This is a genomic window from Pseudomonas sp. GW821-FHT01A09 (assembly GCF_058986725.1).
This window is the reverse complement of sequence record NZ_JBYSWB010000014.1, coordinates 126028-141228: the sequence shown is the minus strand read 5'-3', so window position 1 is coordinate 141228 and position 15201 is coordinate 126028. Positions and strand designations below refer to the sequence as shown.

14 protein-coding genes are annotated in these 15201 nt (G+C 63.2%); 4 read left to right on the top strand and 10 right to left on the bottom strand.

Annotated features, from left to right (window positions below):
* Window positions 1-88: 88 nt before the first annotated feature.
* From AC3WJP_RS17370 to AC3WJP_RS17345, 6 genes are all read right to left on the bottom strand, one after another.
* Entirely contained in the window at window positions 89-1102 is a 1014-nt protein-coding gene (locus AC3WJP_RS17370; protein WP_493721825.1) for an ABC transporter ATP-binding protein, read from the bottom strand.
* The gene (locus AC3WJP_RS17365) at window positions 1092-2090 is read right to left on the bottom strand and encodes an ABC transporter ATP-binding protein (protein ID WP_493721826.1); all 999 of its coding nucleotides are present in this window, start codon (window positions 2088-2090) and stop codon (window positions 1092-1094) included. The genes AC3WJP_RS17370 and AC3WJP_RS17365 overlap by 11 nt, the downstream gene beginning before the upstream one ends.
* Window positions 2087-2992: an ABC transporter permease gene (locus AC3WJP_RS17360; protein WP_493721827.1), complete on the bottom strand. Its 906-nt coding sequence runs from the start codon at window positions 2990-2992 to the stop codon at window positions 2087-2089. Before AC3WJP_RS17360 ends, AC3WJP_RS17365 begins: the two co-directional genes overlap by 4 nt.
* Window positions 2989-3963, bottom strand: a complete 975-nt coding sequence (locus tag AC3WJP_RS17355) for an ABC transporter permease (RefSeq protein WP_493721828.1) — start codon at window positions 3961-3963, stop codon at window positions 2989-2991. The genes AC3WJP_RS17360 and AC3WJP_RS17355 overlap by 4 nt, the downstream gene beginning before the upstream one ends.
* Window positions 3963-5420, bottom strand: a complete 1458-nt coding sequence (locus tag AC3WJP_RS17350; protein ID WP_493721829.1) for an FAD-dependent oxidoreductase — start codon at window positions 5418-5420, stop codon at window positions 3963-3965. Before AC3WJP_RS17350 ends, AC3WJP_RS17355 begins: the two co-directional genes overlap by 1 nt.
* Window positions 5421-5690: 270 nt before the next feature.
* Window positions 5691-6641 carry a LysR family transcriptional regulator gene (locus tag AC3WJP_RS17345; RefSeq protein ID WP_493721830.1) on the bottom strand — a complete coding sequence of 317 codons (951 nt, stop codon included), beginning with the start codon at window positions 6639-6641 and terminating at the stop codon, window positions 5691-5693.
* Window positions 6642-6891: 250 nt separating this feature from the next.
* Here AC3WJP_RS17345 and AC3WJP_RS17340 point away from each other — a divergent pair, with 250 nt between their 5' ends.
* Entirely contained in the window at window positions 6892-7572 is a 681-nt protein-coding gene (locus AC3WJP_RS17340) for a hypothetical protein (RefSeq protein ID WP_493721831.1), read from the top strand.
* 166 nt (window positions 7573-7738) lie between these two features.
* Here the strand turns inward: AC3WJP_RS17340 and AC3WJP_RS17335 are convergent, their stop codons facing one another.
* Together AC3WJP_RS17335 and pvdP are read right to left on the bottom strand one after the other, a co-directional pair.
* On the bottom strand, window positions 7739-9061 hold the full coding sequence (locus AC3WJP_RS17335; protein ID WP_493735681.1) for a methyl-accepting chemotaxis protein: 1323 nt from the start codon (window positions 9059-9061) through the stop codon (window positions 7739-7741).
* 156 nt (window positions 9062-9217) lie between these two features.
* Window positions 9218-10834 (bottom strand): pyoverdine maturation tyrosinase PvdP, encoded by a 1617-nt coding sequence (gene pvdP / locus AC3WJP_RS17330; protein ID WP_493721832.1) that lies wholly within the window; start codon window positions 10832-10834, stop codon window positions 9218-9220.
* 312 nt (window positions 10835-11146) lie between these two features.
* On the opposite strand from pvdP, the gene AC3WJP_RS17325 reads away from it, so the two are divergent.
* The gene (locus AC3WJP_RS17325; RefSeq protein ID WP_493721833.1) at window positions 11147-12355 is read left to right on the top strand and encodes an MFS transporter; all 1209 of its coding nucleotides are present in this window, start codon (window positions 11147-11149) and stop codon (window positions 12353-12355) included.
* A gap of 114 nt (window positions 12356-12469) precedes the next feature.
* Here the strand turns inward: AC3WJP_RS17325 and AC3WJP_RS17320 are convergent, their stop codons facing one another.
* Together AC3WJP_RS17320 and AC3WJP_RS17315 are read right to left on the bottom strand one after the other, a co-directional pair.
* Entirely contained in the window at window positions 12470-13183 is a 714-nt protein-coding gene (locus tag AC3WJP_RS17320) for an alpha/beta hydrolase (RefSeq protein WP_493721834.1), read from the bottom strand.
* A 95-nt stretch (window positions 13184-13278) separates the two neighbouring features.
* Window positions 13279-13569: a YkgJ family cysteine cluster protein gene (locus AC3WJP_RS17315; protein ID WP_493721948.1), complete on the bottom strand. Its 291-nt coding sequence runs from the start codon at window positions 13567-13569 to the stop codon at window positions 13279-13281.
* Window positions 13570-13761: 192 nt separating this feature from the next.
* Between AC3WJP_RS17315 and AC3WJP_RS17310 the strand changes: the two genes are divergently transcribed.
* Window positions 13762-14247, top strand: coding sequence for a flavin reductase family protein (locus AC3WJP_RS17310; RefSeq protein WP_493721835.1), 486 nt, complete (start codon window positions 13762-13764; stop codon window positions 14245-14247).
* Window positions 14248-14338: 91 nt separating this feature from the next.
* Window positions 14339-15091, top strand: a complete 753-nt coding sequence (locus tag AC3WJP_RS17305) for a GntR family transcriptional regulator (protein ID WP_493721836.1) — start codon at window positions 14339-14341, stop codon at window positions 15089-15091.
* Window positions 15092-15201: the final 110 nt, after the last annotated feature.

Genomic DNA, 15201 nt, shown 5'->3' with positions numbered 1-15201 from the left:
GAGGGGCCGTGGCTGACAGGACGCGGGTAAGCAGTGACGGCCCCTCGGGAGCAAGCCCCCTCACCACAGAGAAAAGCACATACCGAATTCAGGTCACATCATTAAGATGGCAAGCGCTCAGGTGATTGGGTGCAACCTCTTTGAGCGGTGGAGCCTGCTCGCGGCATCGCGCGAAGGCGTGCGGGCAGCGAGGATGGAAATGACACCCGCTGGGCGGGTTCAGCGGACTGGGGATTTCCCCTTTGATCGCGTCATACCGGGTACTGCGAACATCGAAACGCGGAATCTGCGCCAGCAAGGCCTGGGTGTACGGGTGATTGGCGGCGCCAAACAGCTCCTCCACCGGCGCGCTCTCCACCACCCGCCCCAGGTACATGACGATCACCCGATCACAGAGGTGCTCGACCACGCCCAGGTCATGACTGATGAACAGGTAGGTCAGGCCCAGCTCGTCGCGCAGGTCCATGAACAGATTGAGGATCTGCGCCTGGATCGACACGTCCAGTGCCGCCACCGACTCGTCGCACACCAGCAACTGTGGCTGCACCGCCAGCGCGCGGGCGATGCCGATGCGCTGACGCTGACCGCCGCTGAACTGATGCGGGTAACGCTGGCGCAGGCTCGGGTTGAGGCCGGCGCGTTGCAGTTGCGCGCTGACGTAGTCATCGAAACCGGCGCTGTCGGTCAGGCCATGCAGGCGTGCGCCTTCACCGACGATGCGGTCGACGCGCAGCCGCGGATTGAGACTGGCCGAGGGGTCCTGGAAGATCATCTGGATCTTCAAGCGCGCGGCGTGGCGCTCGGCGGCGCTCAGCTCGTCCACCGCCGTGCCGTCGATACGCACCTGGCCGCTGGAAGCCGGCATCAGCCCGGCGACCATGCGCCCCAGGGTCGACTTGCCGCAGCCCGACTCGCCCACCAAACCCACCACTTCGCCACGCTGGATGCGCATATCGACGCGGTCGACAGCCTGAGTCACGCTGGACTTGCGCGTCAGTTGCAGGCGCTGCGCCCAGCGCTCGAAGGCGCCATCGCCGCTGGCCTTGCCGAAGGTCTTGCTGACTTGATCGAGCTCGACGAGCGCAATTGCATTACTGTCCATGCTCACCTCCGGGATGGAAGCAACGCACGGTACGGCCAGGTTCGATCTCACGGCTTTCAGGCTCCTCGGCACACACCGCGCTGGCCCGCGGGCAGCGTTCGGCGAAGGCGCAGCCGGCCGGCATCGACAACAGATCCGGGGTCATCCCCGGAATCTGCCGCAGCCGCTGGCCACGCTGGTTACGACTGGGCAGGCTGTCGATCAGCCCTTGGGTATAGGGGTGCAGCGGGCGGTCGAGGACATCGTCGACACTGCCCTGCTCGACGATCTGCCCGGCATACATCACCGCCACATCGTCGGCCAGGCCGGCGACCACCGACAGGTCGTGGGTGATCCAGATCAGCGAAGTGTTCTGCTGGCGCACCAGTTTCTGCACCTCACTGAGGATCTGCGCCTGAATGGTCACATCCAGCGCGGTGGTGGGCTCGTCGGCGATGATCAGATCCGGGGCGTGCAGCAAGGCAATCGCAATCGCCACGCGCTGACGCATGCCGCCCGACAATTGATGGGGATAGGCATTCAGGCGCTCTTCGGGGCTGGGGATGCCCATCAACGCCAGGGTTCGACCTGCATGCGCGCGGGCCTCGCGGCGGCTCAGCGAGCTATGGGCGCGCACCGCTTCGATCATTTGCGTATCGACGCGCAGCACCGGATTGAGGGTCATCATCGGGTCCTGAAAGATCATCGCGATGCGATTGCCTTGCAGTTGGCGCAGCTCCCTGGCCGGCAACCTGGTGAGGTCGCGACCCTTGAACAGCACCTCGCCGCCACTGATGCGCCCGGGAGCGTCGACCAGGCCAAGGATGGAAAAACCGGTCACCGACTTGCCCGAACCCGACTCGCCCACCAGCCCGAGGATGCGCCCCGGCTGCAAGCGCAGCGACACGTCGCGCACGGCGGGCAACACCCCGGCGCGGGTATGGAAAGAGGTCGACAGGTGCCGCACGTCCAGCGTCGGTTGCGCCACTTCCAGGTCCGCCAGGTTCATCGTTGCAGCCTCGGGTTGAGCACATCACGCAGGCGGTCGCCCACCAGGTTGATGGCGACGATGGTGGTCAGCAGCGCCAGCCCCGGGTACAGGCTGATCCAATACTGATTGCTGAGCATGTACTGGAAGCCGTTGGCGATCAGCAACCCCAGCGACGGCTCGGTGATCGGCACGCCAAGGCCGAGGAACGACATGGTCGCCTCCAGGGTGATGGCGCGGGCGATCTGCAGGGCGCCGATGACGATCAGCGGCGGCAGGCAATTGGGCAGGATATGGCCGACCACGATGCGCCACTGGCCGATGCCCTGGCCGCGCGCGGCTTCGACGTACTCGCGACGGTTCTCGACCAGCGCCTGGCCGCGGGCGGTGCGCGCGTAATAGGCCCACTCCAGCAGCACCAGGGTGATCATCACGTTGCCAACGCCCTTGCCCAGCCAGGCGAGAATCATCAGCGCCATGAGCACTACCGGGAACGACAGCAGCAGGTCCACCAGGCGCATCAACAGGGCGTCGACCCAGCCACCGGCGCGGGCTGCCAGCAGCCCCAGCAAGGTGCCGACCACGGCGGCGATCAACGCCGAACCGATGCCTACGAACAGGCTGATGCGCAACCCGTAGATGATTGCCGAGAGCAAGTCGCGGCCCTGGCCATCGGTGCCCAGCCAATAGGTATAGCCGGCATCCAGGTTGGCACTGCCCGGCGGCAGTCGTGCGTCGAGCACATTCAACTGCATTAGGTCATAGGGGTTCTGCAAGGTCACCCAGGGCGCCAGCACCGCCAGCCCCAGTATCGCCAGCAGCAACACGGCGGCCGCCACCGCGACCTTGGATTGCAGGAATTCATCGAGGCCGCGGCGCCAGGGCGACTGCGCCTGGAAGCGGGTTGCAGGAACAGCGCTCATCGCGGGGACTCCACACGGACACGGGGGTCGAGCAAGTGATAGAGGCCGTCGACTATCAAGTTGAGGATCACGAAAATCACCACCACTATCATCAGGTACGCGACCACCACGGGGCGGTCCAGGCTGTTGATGCTGTCGAGGATCAACTTGCCGGCACCGGGCCAGGAAAAGATGCTTTCGGTGACCACGGCATAGGCGATGGTCGACCCCAGCTCCAGGCCGAGCACGGTGACCAAGGGGATCATGGTGTTGCGCATCACGTGCATGAGCATCACCCGCAGCGGCGACAAGCCCTTGGCCCGGGCGAACTTGACGTAATCCTGGGGCAGCACTTCACGCACACCGGCGCGGGTCAGGCGCAGCACCAGAGAGATCTTGAACAGCGCCAGGTTGAGCGCCGGCAGCAGCAGGTGCTTGAGGCCGTCGAGGGTCAACCACGACCATTGAATACCGAACAGCTCGCGGGTTTCACCACGGCCACTGGCCGGCAACCAGCCGAGGTTGATGGAAAACACCAGGATCATCATCAGCGCCACCCAGAACGCCGGCAGCGAAAACCCCAGGATGCTGCCGGCCATCAGCACTTTGGACAGCGGGTTGTCTGGGTACATGCCGGCGAACATGCCCAGCGGTATGCCGATCACGATGGCCAGCAACAGCGCGCCGAACGCCAGCTCCAGGGTGGCCGGCAGACGTTGCAGGATCAACTGCAGGGCATCCTCGTGATAAACGAAGCTCTGCCCCAGATGGCCGTGCAAGGCGCCCTGCAGGAACACCAGATACTGCTGCCACAACGGCTTGTCGAGGCCGAGCTGGGCGATCGCCGCCAGACGCTCGGCCTGATTGAGGTCTTCGCCCACCAGGATGTCCAGCGGGTTGCCGATGGCGTTGAGGCCGATGAACACCACCAGGGTCATCAGCCACACCACCAGCAACGACTGCGCCAGGCGCTTGAGGGTCCAGCCGAGCATCAACGACGCTCCTCGGCGGTCAGCTCGCCGGCCACCCACTCATCGCCCAGCAGCTCGGGGTCGGCATAGTCCTGCATGGCCTGGTAGTGCAGCTCGATATCATCGCTGAACAACTGGCTGACCAGGCCCTGAGCCATGCGTCGCGCGCCCTCGCTGATGGCTGGAATGTCCCCGGACACGGCGCCGTAGCTCAAGGCCGCCGGGTAGCTGAAGCAGTGGATACGGTGCAGGCCGGGGCAACTGCCCGGTTGTTTTTCCAGAAACTCGAAGCACTGGCCCAGGTCCGGCAGCGCGGCCAGTTCGGCGTCCTGCTCGTCGGCCGGAGCCTCGAAACGATCACCCCAGAAGCGGATGTGTTCGGCGAAGGGCGCGAACTCCGGACGCTGTTGCAGATCGGCGCGAAAGCCGGTGGCGAACACCAGAAAATCATATTCCAGCTGGGCCTGCGCGGTGCTTACCAGCACCGTGCCATGGCCGGACTCCTTGATCGACAGCACCGCACTGTCGAACAGAAACCGTGAATTGCTGGCACTGGAGACTCTTAAGGTGCTGCCCCGTGGCGCCGGTACCTGCTGGGTATTGAGGTAGTGACGCAGGCGCCATTTCCAGGCGTCCGGCAGCCGCCAGTAGCCGTGCACCATGCCGGGGTTGCCAGCGCCCTTGCCCTTGTTGATGCGTGGCATCACGGCACGCCGGATCAACAGATCGACCTTGGCGGCGCCGGCTTCCAAGGCCGTCGCGGCGCTATCCATCGCCGAAGCGCCGCCACCGATCACGCCGACCCGCTTGCCGACGAACCAATCATCCTGCAAGCCCGCCGCCGAATGGCACCAGTACTGCGGCGCGACGCTGTGGGCATAGTCCGGCACCCACGGGCCGCCGAGGCCGTCGCGACCGGTGGCGAGCACCACATGTCGCGCCAGCACTTCGCGGCTTTCGCCGTGGTGCTCGACGTGCAGCGCGGCCAGGCCATCGGCCCGGGGCTGCACACGCGTCACGCGGTGTTCGTTGCGCACATCGACCTTCATCACCTGGCGATACCAGCGCAGGTATTCGGCCCATTGCAGGCGCGGGATCTTGTCCAGCGCCGCCCAGCCATCGAGGCCGAATTGCGCTTCATACCAGGCGCGGAAGGTCAGCGCGGGCAGGCCCAGTGCCGGACCGGTCAGTTGCTTGGGCGAGCGCAGCGTCTGCATCCGTGCCGTGGTCGCCCAGGGCCCTTCATAACCGACGGGCGCCTGATCGAACACCGTGACGGTGACACCCAGATGCCGCAGTTCAGTGGCCAGCGCCAGCCCGGCCATGCCGCCGCCGATCACCGCCACATCGAGCACCGCCTGACCGTTTTCCAAGCGTGGCTTGACCCAGGCCTTGGCAGGCAGTTCGAGCCATTCGAGGTCCTGGCTCAGGCGCGCTTCGAGGGCGGCGAGGCCGATGGGGGCATTGGGCTGTGGCATGAGAATCGGTCCCGGCAAGGCAATACAAGAATAGGCAACTGCTCGCGCGAGTGACGCCCTCCCCTGTGCAAGGGTCATGGCGTCACCTGCGGCGATCGGCTTGAGCAACGAGGTTGCAGCGAGTCGATCATTCAAAAAGCGCGCCACTCATACGATATGTGGATGATTGGTCGCTATGAATGCGATATACGCATACTAAAAGAGCTGTTTTATTCTGCCAAAGACCTAAAAAGCATATTTATAGATCGAAAATGAATTTGAAGCGTTCGCCTATTCCGCGTAGATGCTCTGCAATAGCGCATCGTGCTGCCCGCTGGCGTGCATCACCATGCCGGGCACCAGATCCCGCGCCGTTTCGCCCAGCGCATCGATCAGCGCCTGGGTGACTTCGGAGCGCGGGCTGGCGTACGCCGATATCAGGCCGAAGAAGAACGGAATGTGGCAGTCGATCGCCCTCACCACCAGGCCATCGACCGGCACGCCATGGGCCGTGAACGGGTCGACCAGCGCCACGCCGAGGCCAGCGCGGGCCATTTGCATGGCGATCAGCGAGGTGTTGGTGTCGAGCATATGCGGGGGGGTGTCGCGGGCGTCCTGAAAGGCCTTGTCGATGCGCCGCCGAAAGCGGTACGGGTTGGACATGCTGATCAGCGTCTGCTTGGCCAGCAGCGCCATGCTCAGCGCGCCATGGGCCGCCAAAGGCGAATCGGCCGCCAGCACCGCCACACAAGGCGCCTCGCCGATCCAGTGGATATCCAGCCCGCGGTGTTCCAGCGGCAGGCTCACGGCGCCGAGGTCGACGGTCTTGGACAGCACCGCCTGAACGACGTTTTCCGGGGACATGCTGTGCAGCTGAATGTCATAAGGCCGCAGCGCTTGCGGCAGGCGCGCCAGGGCCGCCGGCAGCAGACCGGCAGCCAGAGCCGGAATACCGACCAGTTTGATATGGCGGTTTTCATCGACGGCGATGTGCTGAGCGCGCTGGCGGATGTTGCGGATCCCCAGCAACGCGCTCTCGACCTCGGCATACATCATGAAGGCTTTTTGCGTGGGCGAGACTTTCGGCCCGCTGCGCTCGAACAAGGCGAACCCCAGCTCCTGCTCCAGCTCCTGGATCATCCGCGTGACCGACGGCTGCGAGCGCCCGAGCATCTTCCCGGCGGCAGTGACACTGCCCGCTGACATGACCGCCGCGAAGGCTTCCAGTTGACGCAGATCCATGAGTACAAGCCTTGTGCGAGGGTTAACCGCGCAAGCTTACTGCATCTGCCGGGCAGTGTTTATCCCTGTGCGCGGGTTACACGCTCAGCCCTCCGCGCCCCAGGCCGATTCGGTAGGTCGGCGGCTTCATAACCCAAATCCCTTCCGAACACCTGATGCGCGCAGCCAATTTCGCCTGAGGGAGCGCTTCCTTACAGAGCCAAAGAGTAGGGACACCTAAAATGCCGTGCTTGTCTACGGAGAATCCGATATGCCCGGTACAATCGTTTCAGCCTTGAGCAACCGCTTCCGAACTATGGAGATAAGTGTCGAGTTAGGGGAGCAGACCAACAGCTCTGGCGCCATCAGTAGCGCATTGAAAACAACTGCGAACAGTACGTCGACCCTGACTAACCATCCCGGCGTCAACGGAAGGTCGACCGTACCGACGGGAAAAACCCAGCTTACCGTTGCCAGCAGTACACTGACCACAAGCAATAGTGTCACTAATGCCTCCAGCGTCACCGGTCAATCCGGAACGACTGTACGCCAACGCCTGCTACAAAACCTTAGGACATTGAAAGACCAAATCGAAATATCCGTTCATCGAAAAGATGGCAAGAACAGTGGTGAGCGAACGCGGGCTAACGAGGCGATCAATACGTTTCTTAAGGGAACCCTTCACAAAACTGGGCTTACGGAAGGGGTAATGTATAACATTCTGGGCAAGCTCAAGTATTATAGTTTAGCTGAACAATTCAATATAGATAAAGCGGCGTTCAGCAGGACAGTGGCAGAAACAGTCCGGGACTATATCCTCGAATATGAACAACCTGACGGCAAAACCTCCCGGGCGGGAAAGGACATGATAGCCGGCGCGCTACAAGCCGGTTTCCCTCTTGACCCTCTTAAGGAAGTAGGTGGCGAGGAAGTTCGCGAGCGCTTGGGTTAAAAGTACCCGTTGCCGCATCAGTAACCCGACGGCTGATGCTCCCGGCATGGCCGCACAAAAGTTATTCTGAGGATCAATTGACTCACCATCGTCTGCGCCTATGAAGACCCTCCAGCGTGCTGGCCCCCTTCATCAAAGGGATAGCCAGCGTGCTGTTTCAAACCCGTTACGCCCCCACCTTGCGGTCATTGGCGAACATGCTCACGGCATCCACCGCCTGCCCCGTGCCCTGGAAAATCTTCAGGATCACGTCCGCCGCCTGGTCGGCCAGTTGCACGCTATTGCCAGCACGCTCGCGGGTGGCATCCATACTGGTGATGGTCTGACGAGTTTCGCGCTGAATGCTTTCGACCATCGCCGACACCTCCGCCGTGGAGCCCGCCGTACGCCCGGCCAGTTGCCGCACTTCATCGGCGACCACGGCGAAACCTCGGCCCTGTTCGCCCGCCCGCGCCGCCTCGATGGCGGCGTTGAGCGCCAGCAGGTTGGTCTGGTCGGCGATGCTGCGGATGGTGCTGACGATGGCGCTGATCTGCTCGGACAACTGCCCCAAAGCGTCGAGCATCCCGGACGAGGTATCGATGTCGCTGGCGATATTGCGCATCTCCTGCGCCGCCTGGCGAATCACCTCGGTGCCCTGCTCCGCCACCTTTTGCGTCTCTACCGAAATCCGCCACGCCTGGGAGGCGCTGTGGGAGTCCTGGTCGTGGCGGGTGACCTGCGCGGTGATGTCGGTGGCGAACTTGACGATCTTGTCGAGCCGGCCACTGGCGTCGTACACCGGGTTGTAGTTGGCCTCCAGCCACACTGGCTGGCCCTGACGGTTGCGGCGCTCGAACTGGCCGCTGAACAGCTCACCCTGATTGAGGCGCTTCCAGAAATCCTGGTATTCCTTGCTCGCCGCCAAGTCTGGGGCGCAGAAGGTACGGTGATGCTTGCCCTGCACGTCCTTGAGGCCGTAGCCCATGGTCCGCAGGAAATTGTCATTGGCGGTGATCACCGTGCCGTCGAGCTTGAACTCGATGACCGCCATGGCGCGGTCGATGGCCTTGAGTTTGCCTTCGGCCTCGTGCTCGGCCTCGATACGCGCCGTCACGTCAGTGGCGTACTTGACCACCTTGGACACTCGCCCAGCGTCGTCCAGCACCGGGTTATAACTCGCTTCGAGCCACACTTTGCGGCCTTTGGCATCGATGCGTTCGAAGGTACCGACAACGAACTCGCCCGCGGCCAGGCGCGTCCACAAACGAGCGTACTCAGGGCTGTTGGCGTATTTGGACTCGCAAAACATCCGATGGTGATGTCCGTTCACCTGGTCGGCGTTGTAGCCCATGGTCTTGAGGAAATTACCGTTGGCTTGAAGAATCCGACCGTCCACGTCGAACTCGATCACCGCCATGGCGCGATCGATGGCTTGCAGCAGACTGCGCTGCAGGGCCACATCGCGCTTGAGATCAATCATGCCTTGCTTGTTATTGGCGAAAAACATACGACTCGCTCCCGGACAGGCACCACGACGGACCGGGCGCCAGTACGTTGTACGATACCTGTACATGAAAACTAAACAAGCACATTTCGTCTATTAAGCATAGCTGTAAGCCTGCTAGGACGGGGCTTACAGCCACTACGTAGCTTTTAGCCAGTATTATACCTTGGCAGTCGGCAGGCGCCGCGCATAGTAAGGTCGATGCGGTGCCCTGGAGACGGCATCACCAATGTGCTTGTCGTCATCGGCGGCGATATGCAGGGCCAGCTTCATCACCTCCACTTCACTGGCGTCGGCCTCGTTGCTGACGGTCAGTTCATTGCCACAACCATGGGTCGTGGACCCCAGCCACGGTTCGTCCACCATCACCCAGGGGCCGGTGGCGAACCAGGGCACGCCCCGTACTTCGCGGCGCACCACCTGGCCTGGGTGCGCTCGCTCATGGGCGTCGAACCAGTCCTCGACACGGTCGTCGATCCAGCCGTGCAGGCGCCAGAACGTCGGGTTGAGGTGGGAAGAAAACGGATCGCCGAGGAAATCGTTCTCGCGGGCGAACCAATGCTCGGCGAAATCCGAGGGATCGCGCGCCGCTGGCACCGGCTCACCCGTGGCAGGGTTGCGCGGCACGCTCGACCAGCACATGTGCAGCCAGTCGTGCAGGCTCAGTTCGAGCTCGGAGCCGAACTGCGCCAGGGTCAGCTTGGCCAGGTATTGCGGGTCACGATAGCGCGATTCCCAGACCTGAAAATTGCTGTAGAAGGTTTCGGGGCTTTTCACCAGGCCCATGCCGACGCTGTAGGTCTGATCGTCGGGGATCTGCCAGGTCGGTGGCACACAACAGCCGCCATGGTTGTCGTAGAAGCGCGCGAAGCCGACCCAGTCCTGTACCGCGGCGGGCGGTGGCACGGGGAAATGCCGCCAGGACGGCAGGTCCTGATAGGTGCGCGCGGTGGTCAGCATGTAACGATGCATAAAGAAGAAATCTTCACCGGAGCCGTTGTGGTCCTTGGTTCGCCCACGGGCATCGCGCTCGGCGTTACGTGGCCCGGGCTGCCAGCCCAGCGCCCGCAGGGCCTCGCGCCGATCATTGGACAACAGGTGCCATTTGTCCCGGGAGAAGTGCCACAGTTGGTGCTCCAGGCGTTTTTGCGGGGTGATGCCCCAGGCCAGCAAGCCCGGCGCGACGGGCAGGCGATCGCGGGACTCGGGGAACGGCTGCTTGCGCGCGACGAAGTTCGCGACCTTGCCATTGGACGGCTTGTTCGGATCCAGGGTGTGCAACTCGCCGGTCATGGTGTCGGCGTCGGCCACCCCGAAGCTCGCCCACTGTTCATTCAATTGCGAGACGAACTCATAGGCCACTACCCGCCGTGGTGATTCACGATCGAGCAGGCGCCAGCGGATTTCCTGCACCGAGGCGTCGACCATGTCACCCAGTATTCGATAGCGCGGCTCTTGCGCAGTGCGCAGATTGGCCGCGGAGTCGACGTAACCGGACAGCCCCCGGCCCCGCTCGGCGACATCAAGGAACATCTGCACATCGCTGGTGGGCAGCCCGTCCAGGGCTGGCATGCCGCTGACGTCGAGCAGCCAGATGCCGCGCAATTGGCTGCTTAGATGCTGCATCCTGGCGTCGGCCAGCTCGACCGTGGGGGCGTCTGGGGTCAGGTCCTTGTCCCGATAGGCTTTATAACGTTTGGCGGCGAAGTAGCCAGCGGGAGCCAACACGCCGGTGAGCGCCATCCCCGCGAGAATCTTGCGACGTGAAATCTCCATGAATCCCCTCCCCGAACAACAAAATTGGCTCGCCCTGACCTCCTGGTCAGCATCGGCTCACACCCTGCAAGGCAGAAAAAGTCGGGATATTGACGATTTTTTACTTTTTTCATAATTACGCCATCTAATTGACGAATACGTTAGCAGATATTTCAAGAGCGCCGCTAGTGGGCGGACGATACCGTCTGGCGGCAGGGGGCGCTGCGGCCTTTTTACGGACGGTGGTGGCCGCAATGATCGGACCTCGGGACCGTTTTTCTCAGGCTCGCGAGGCGTCAAGATGGCGCCCTTCACGACAAGGGACTGGCAGCCATGACCATTTCACAGGAATTCCCCCGCGACGCTGTCGAGCAGTCCGTCGCCGCAACCCGTTTGCCTTGGACCGGCCTGCTGGCCTTGGCCATGGCCGGCTTCATCACCATCCTCACCGAAGCACTGCCCGCCGGCCTGATGCCGCAGATGGGCCAGAGCCTGCAGGTTTCCGAAGCGCTGGTGGGGCAGCTGGTGACGCTCTATGCACTGGGCTCGTTGTTGGCGGCCATTCCGCTGACCCTGATGACCCAGGGCTGGCGGCGCCGACCGCTGCTGATGATCGCCATCGGTGGCTTTGCCGTGGTCAACACCGTCACCGCGCTGTCCACCTGGTACCCGCTGACGCTGGTGGCGCGCTTCTTTGCCGGGGTGTTCGCCGGGTTGGTCTGGGCGCTGCTGGCGGGTTACGCGGCGCGCATGGTGGCTGCGCCGCTCAAGGGTCGCGCGATCGCCGTAGCCATGGTCGGCACACCGCTGGCGCTCACTTTGGGCATTCCCGCCGGGACCTTGCTGGGCACCCTGGCCGGCTGGCAGACCACCTTCATCTGCATGTCGGTGATGACGGTCGCGCTGCTGCTATGGGTGCGGATCAAGGTGCCGGACTTCGCCGGTCAGCCATCGGCCGAGACCTTCTCGCTAGGCGCCGTGTGGCGGATCGCGGGGGTCAAGGCCGTGCTGGTGGCGACCCTGGGTTTCGTCCTCGCGCACAATATCCTCTACACCTACATCGCCCCGCTGCTGGCGCCGTCGGGCCTGAACGCGCAAATCGGCATCGTGCTGCTGGTCTTCGGTGCCTCGGCGCTGGCGGGCATCACCTTGATCGGCATGTTGATCGATCGCTGGCTGCGGGAATTGACCCTGGTGACCACGGCGATGTTCATTGCTGCCAGCCTGGCTCTGGCGCTGTGGAGCCAGAGCGCGGTGGCGGTGTATGCCTTGACGGTGGTCTGGGGCCTGGCCTTCGGCGGTGCCGCGACGCTGTTGCAGACTGCCTGCGCCAAAGTCGGCGAACGCGCCGCCGATGTCGCCCAGGCGATGCTGGTCACCACCTGGAATCTGGGTATCGCCGGCGGCGGCGTGGTGGGTGGTGTGCTGCTGCACGGCCAAGGCACCCACAGCCTGCCCTGGGTCGCGGCATTGCTGCTGGCGGTGGTCTGGGTGACGGTGCTGCAGGCGCGGCGCGCGGGGTTCAAGTCGGTGGCCCATTGACCGGCATCACACTGTAGCGAGGGGGCTTGCCCCCGATACGGTGTGTCAGCCGCCTATCGGGTGATTGAGATACCGTATCGGGGGCAAGCCCCTCGCTACAGGGTTGTTGATTGATTACCGAGCCTGCAACCAATCCCGCAAATCACTCACCTCAGCCTCGCTGATCGAATGGCGCAACCCCGGATACAGATGAATCTGCGGGGTAATGCCAATCGCCCGCAGGCTCTCGTCGGCCTGGGTAGCACTGGCCACCGGCAACACGTTATCCGCCGTGCCATGACCGATAAAGAAGCGCACCTTGGCGTACTGCGGATCAGCCTTCATCCTGGACCGCAGCGGCGGCAGCAGCTTGCCGCTCAAGGCTGCCATCGCGCCGATGCTCTGGGGATCATGCAGCGCTACCTGATAGCTCATGATCGCGCCCTGGCTAAAGCCCACCAGAGTCACCAGATCCGCTCGGGTGTGGTACTTGGCGACCGCGGCCTTGATGAACGCCACGATACGCGCCTCGCTGCTGTTGACGTCGCCGCCCAGCCCGTCGTACTCGGGCGCTTCACGATTGGGGGTGAACCACTGGTAACCGTCCTGGCTGATCTGCATCGGCGCCTGCACGGAGAGGTAGGTATAGCCTTGGGGCAAATCGTCCTTGAGGCTGAACAGGTCCGCCTCGTTGCTGCCGTAGCCGTGCAACAGGATCACCAATGGCTGGTCGGGCTGGCCGTTACCGGGCTGTTCGAGGTATTTGAGCGCAAGATCTCCCTGCAGGGAGGGTTGCGCGAGCAGCAGCGGCGAAAACAGCAGGGACAGCGCGGCAATGAGCAGTTTCATGTCGAGATAGAGCCTTCGGGCGATGAGCGTGCACCGATCATAGCGCCCACGCCGCTATCTTGCAGGCACCGCGAGCGCGCGAACGGAAAGATTCATCAAGGCGCCTGGCGTTCTTCCAGGCAGTCTTCGCCGCCCATCTCGAACTCCCGACAGATCAGTGGCCGCTGCTGGTAGATGCTGCAGCTCATGGTGCGGCGGTCAAGTGCCGCGCACCAGCCGTCGTCAAGCCGCGCCATGGTTTCCGAGCCCCAGTCATCGACCTCGATAAAGCGCTGCGGCACCCCGGTATCGGTGATCAACATCACTTCCAGCCGGCAGCATTTGGCAGCGCAGGTGGTGCAGCTGACAGCGGCGGCAGACGGAGTGGCATCGGTGATGGGATGCAACGTGATCAAAGGCAATTCCACAGGCGATAGATGGCAAGGCATGGAGGGTAGCCGGATCCATGGCGAGCACAAGGCTTTTCCGACCCGCAGCCACCACAGCGCCGCCCACCCCTCGCTCAGGAATCGCCCTTGCACAAGCAAACTTATGGTATACCATAAGACCATATACGAAGCGCTATCAGGTACCTGACTATGATCGAACCCAGTCTCTATAAAGAAGTGATGGCCTGCTTTCCTTCCGGCGTGACGGTAGTCACCGCGCTGGATCCCGAGGGCGAAATCGTCGGTATGACTGCCAGCGCCTTCAGCGCGCTGTCGCTGGACCCGGCGCTGGTGTTGTTCTGCCCCAGCTACAGCTCCGACACCTACCCGGTGTTGCGTAGCGTCGGGCGCTTTGCCATTCACTTGCTCAGCGGCCCGCAGCAGGCTCATGCCTATGCTTTTGCCAGCAAGGGCAAGGACAAGGCCCGGGCAATCGGGTGGCAACTCAGCGAACTGGGCAACCCGCTGCTCGACGGCGCTACGGCGATCATCGAGTGCGAGTTATGGCGCGAGTACGACGGCGGCGATCACGCCATTATGGTCGGCAAGGTGACCAACCTGATCCTGCCGGCCGAGCCGGTTACCCCGATGATCTACCACCGCGGCAAACTCGGCACGCTGCCGGCATTGTGCTGACGGACGCGTGGTAAGCTGCCACGCGACAAGCGCCCCGAACGGCGCTTGTTGCCGTTTTCTGCACAGCACAGTCACCCCAAGAGCGGACCCGATGAAACGCCTGCCACTCGACGATAGCTTCAAGGTCAATCGCAACCCCGTCACCCTGCGCGAAATCGTGCTGGACAAACTGCGCGACGCAATCATGAATTTTCAGCTGCTGCCCGGCGACCGCCTGGTGGAGCGCGACCTGTGCGAACGCCTGGGCGTGAGCCGCACTTCGGTGCGTGAAGCCCTGCGCCACCTCGAATCGGAAGGTCTGGTGGAGTTCGCCGATGCCAAGGGCCCGAGCGTGGCGATCATCAGCCTGGCCGACGCCCGCGACATCTACGAACTGCGCTGCGTACTGGAGGGCTTGATCGTTCAGTTGTTCACCCTCAACGCCAAGGCCAAGGACATCCGCGCGCTGGAAAAGGCCCTGGAGGTCCATCGCCTGGCCCTCGAAGAACATCAGCCGCAGGAGCTCCTGCGTTCGCTTCAAGGATTGTACGATCTGCTGTTCGAAGGCGCCGGCAACAAGGTCGCCGCCACCCAGCTTCGCCAGTTGCACGCGCGCATCAGCTACCTGCGGGCGACATCGGCGTCCCAGCAAAGCCGCCGCCGGGCCAGCCATGAAGAGCTGCAGCGCATCGTCGCGGCGATCAAGAGCGGTGATGCCCTGGCCGCGCACCAGGCCTCGGTCGACCACGTGCGTGCCGCCGCCAAGGTGGCGTTGGACTGTCTGCGCGGTCAGCAGGAGGCCCGCACCGAGGTTCGCGACATCACCACCCCAGTGGCGCTCCAGGCCCCCCACCTCGAGCATTGAGACCGGCGCCAATCTCTCGAGCGCAGCGGCGTGCATTCAGGCAGACGACCCGGACGCGATTGAAAGCAGCAGTTGCTTGTATATGGCTGGCGAGACCTCGTGGCCCCGCA

Excerpts from the sequence above, each read along its gene's own strand:
- AC3WJP_RS17370 (WP_493721825.1), bottom strand. The coding sequence starts at position 1,102 with ATGGACAGTAATGCAATTGCGCTCGTCGAGCTCGATCAAGTCAGCAAG.
- AC3WJP_RS17365 (WP_493721826.1), bottom strand. The coding sequence starts at position 2,090 with ATGAACCTGGCGGACCTGGAAGTGGCGCAACCGACGCTGGACGTGCGG.
- AC3WJP_RS17360 (WP_493721827.1), bottom strand. The coding sequence starts at position 2,992 with ATGAGCGCTGTTCCTGCAACCCGCTTCCAGGCGCAGTCGCCCTGGCGC.
- AC3WJP_RS17355 (WP_493721828.1), bottom strand. The coding sequence starts at position 3,963 with ATGCTCGGCTGGACCCTCAAGCGCCTGGCGCAGTCGTTGCTGGTGGTG.
- AC3WJP_RS17350 (WP_493721829.1), bottom strand. The coding sequence starts at position 5,420 with ATGCCACAGCCCAATGCCCCCATCGGCCTCGCCGCCCTCGAAGCGCGC.
- AC3WJP_RS17345 (WP_493721830.1), bottom strand. The coding sequence starts at position 6,641 with ATGGATCTGCGTCAACTGGAAGCCTTCGCGGCGGTCATGTCAGCGGGC.
- AC3WJP_RS17340 (WP_493721831.1), top strand. The coding sequence starts at position 6,892 with ATGCCCGGTACAATCGTTTCAGCCTTGAGCAACCGCTTCCGAACTATG.
- AC3WJP_RS17335 (WP_493735681.1), bottom strand. The coding sequence starts at position 9,061 with ATGTTTTTCGCCAATAACAAGCAAGGCATGATTGATCTCAAGCGCGAT.
- pvdP (WP_493721832.1), bottom strand. The coding sequence starts at position 10,834 with ATGGAGATTTCACGTCGCAAGATTCTCGCGGGGATGGCGCTCACCGGC.
- AC3WJP_RS17325 (WP_493721833.1), top strand. The coding sequence starts at position 11,147 with ATGACCATTTCACAGGAATTCCCCCGCGACGCTGTCGAGCAGTCCGTC.
- AC3WJP_RS17320 (WP_493721834.1), bottom strand. The coding sequence starts at position 13,183 with ATGAAACTGCTCATTGCCGCGCTGTCCCTGCTGTTTTCGCCGCTGCTG.
- AC3WJP_RS17310 (WP_493721835.1), top strand. The coding sequence starts at position 13,762 with ATGATCGAACCCAGTCTCTATAAAGAAGTGATGGCCTGCTTTCCTTCC.
- AC3WJP_RS17305 (WP_493721836.1), top strand. The coding sequence starts at position 14,339 with ATGAAACGCCTGCCACTCGACGATAGCTTCAAGGTCAATCGCAACCCC.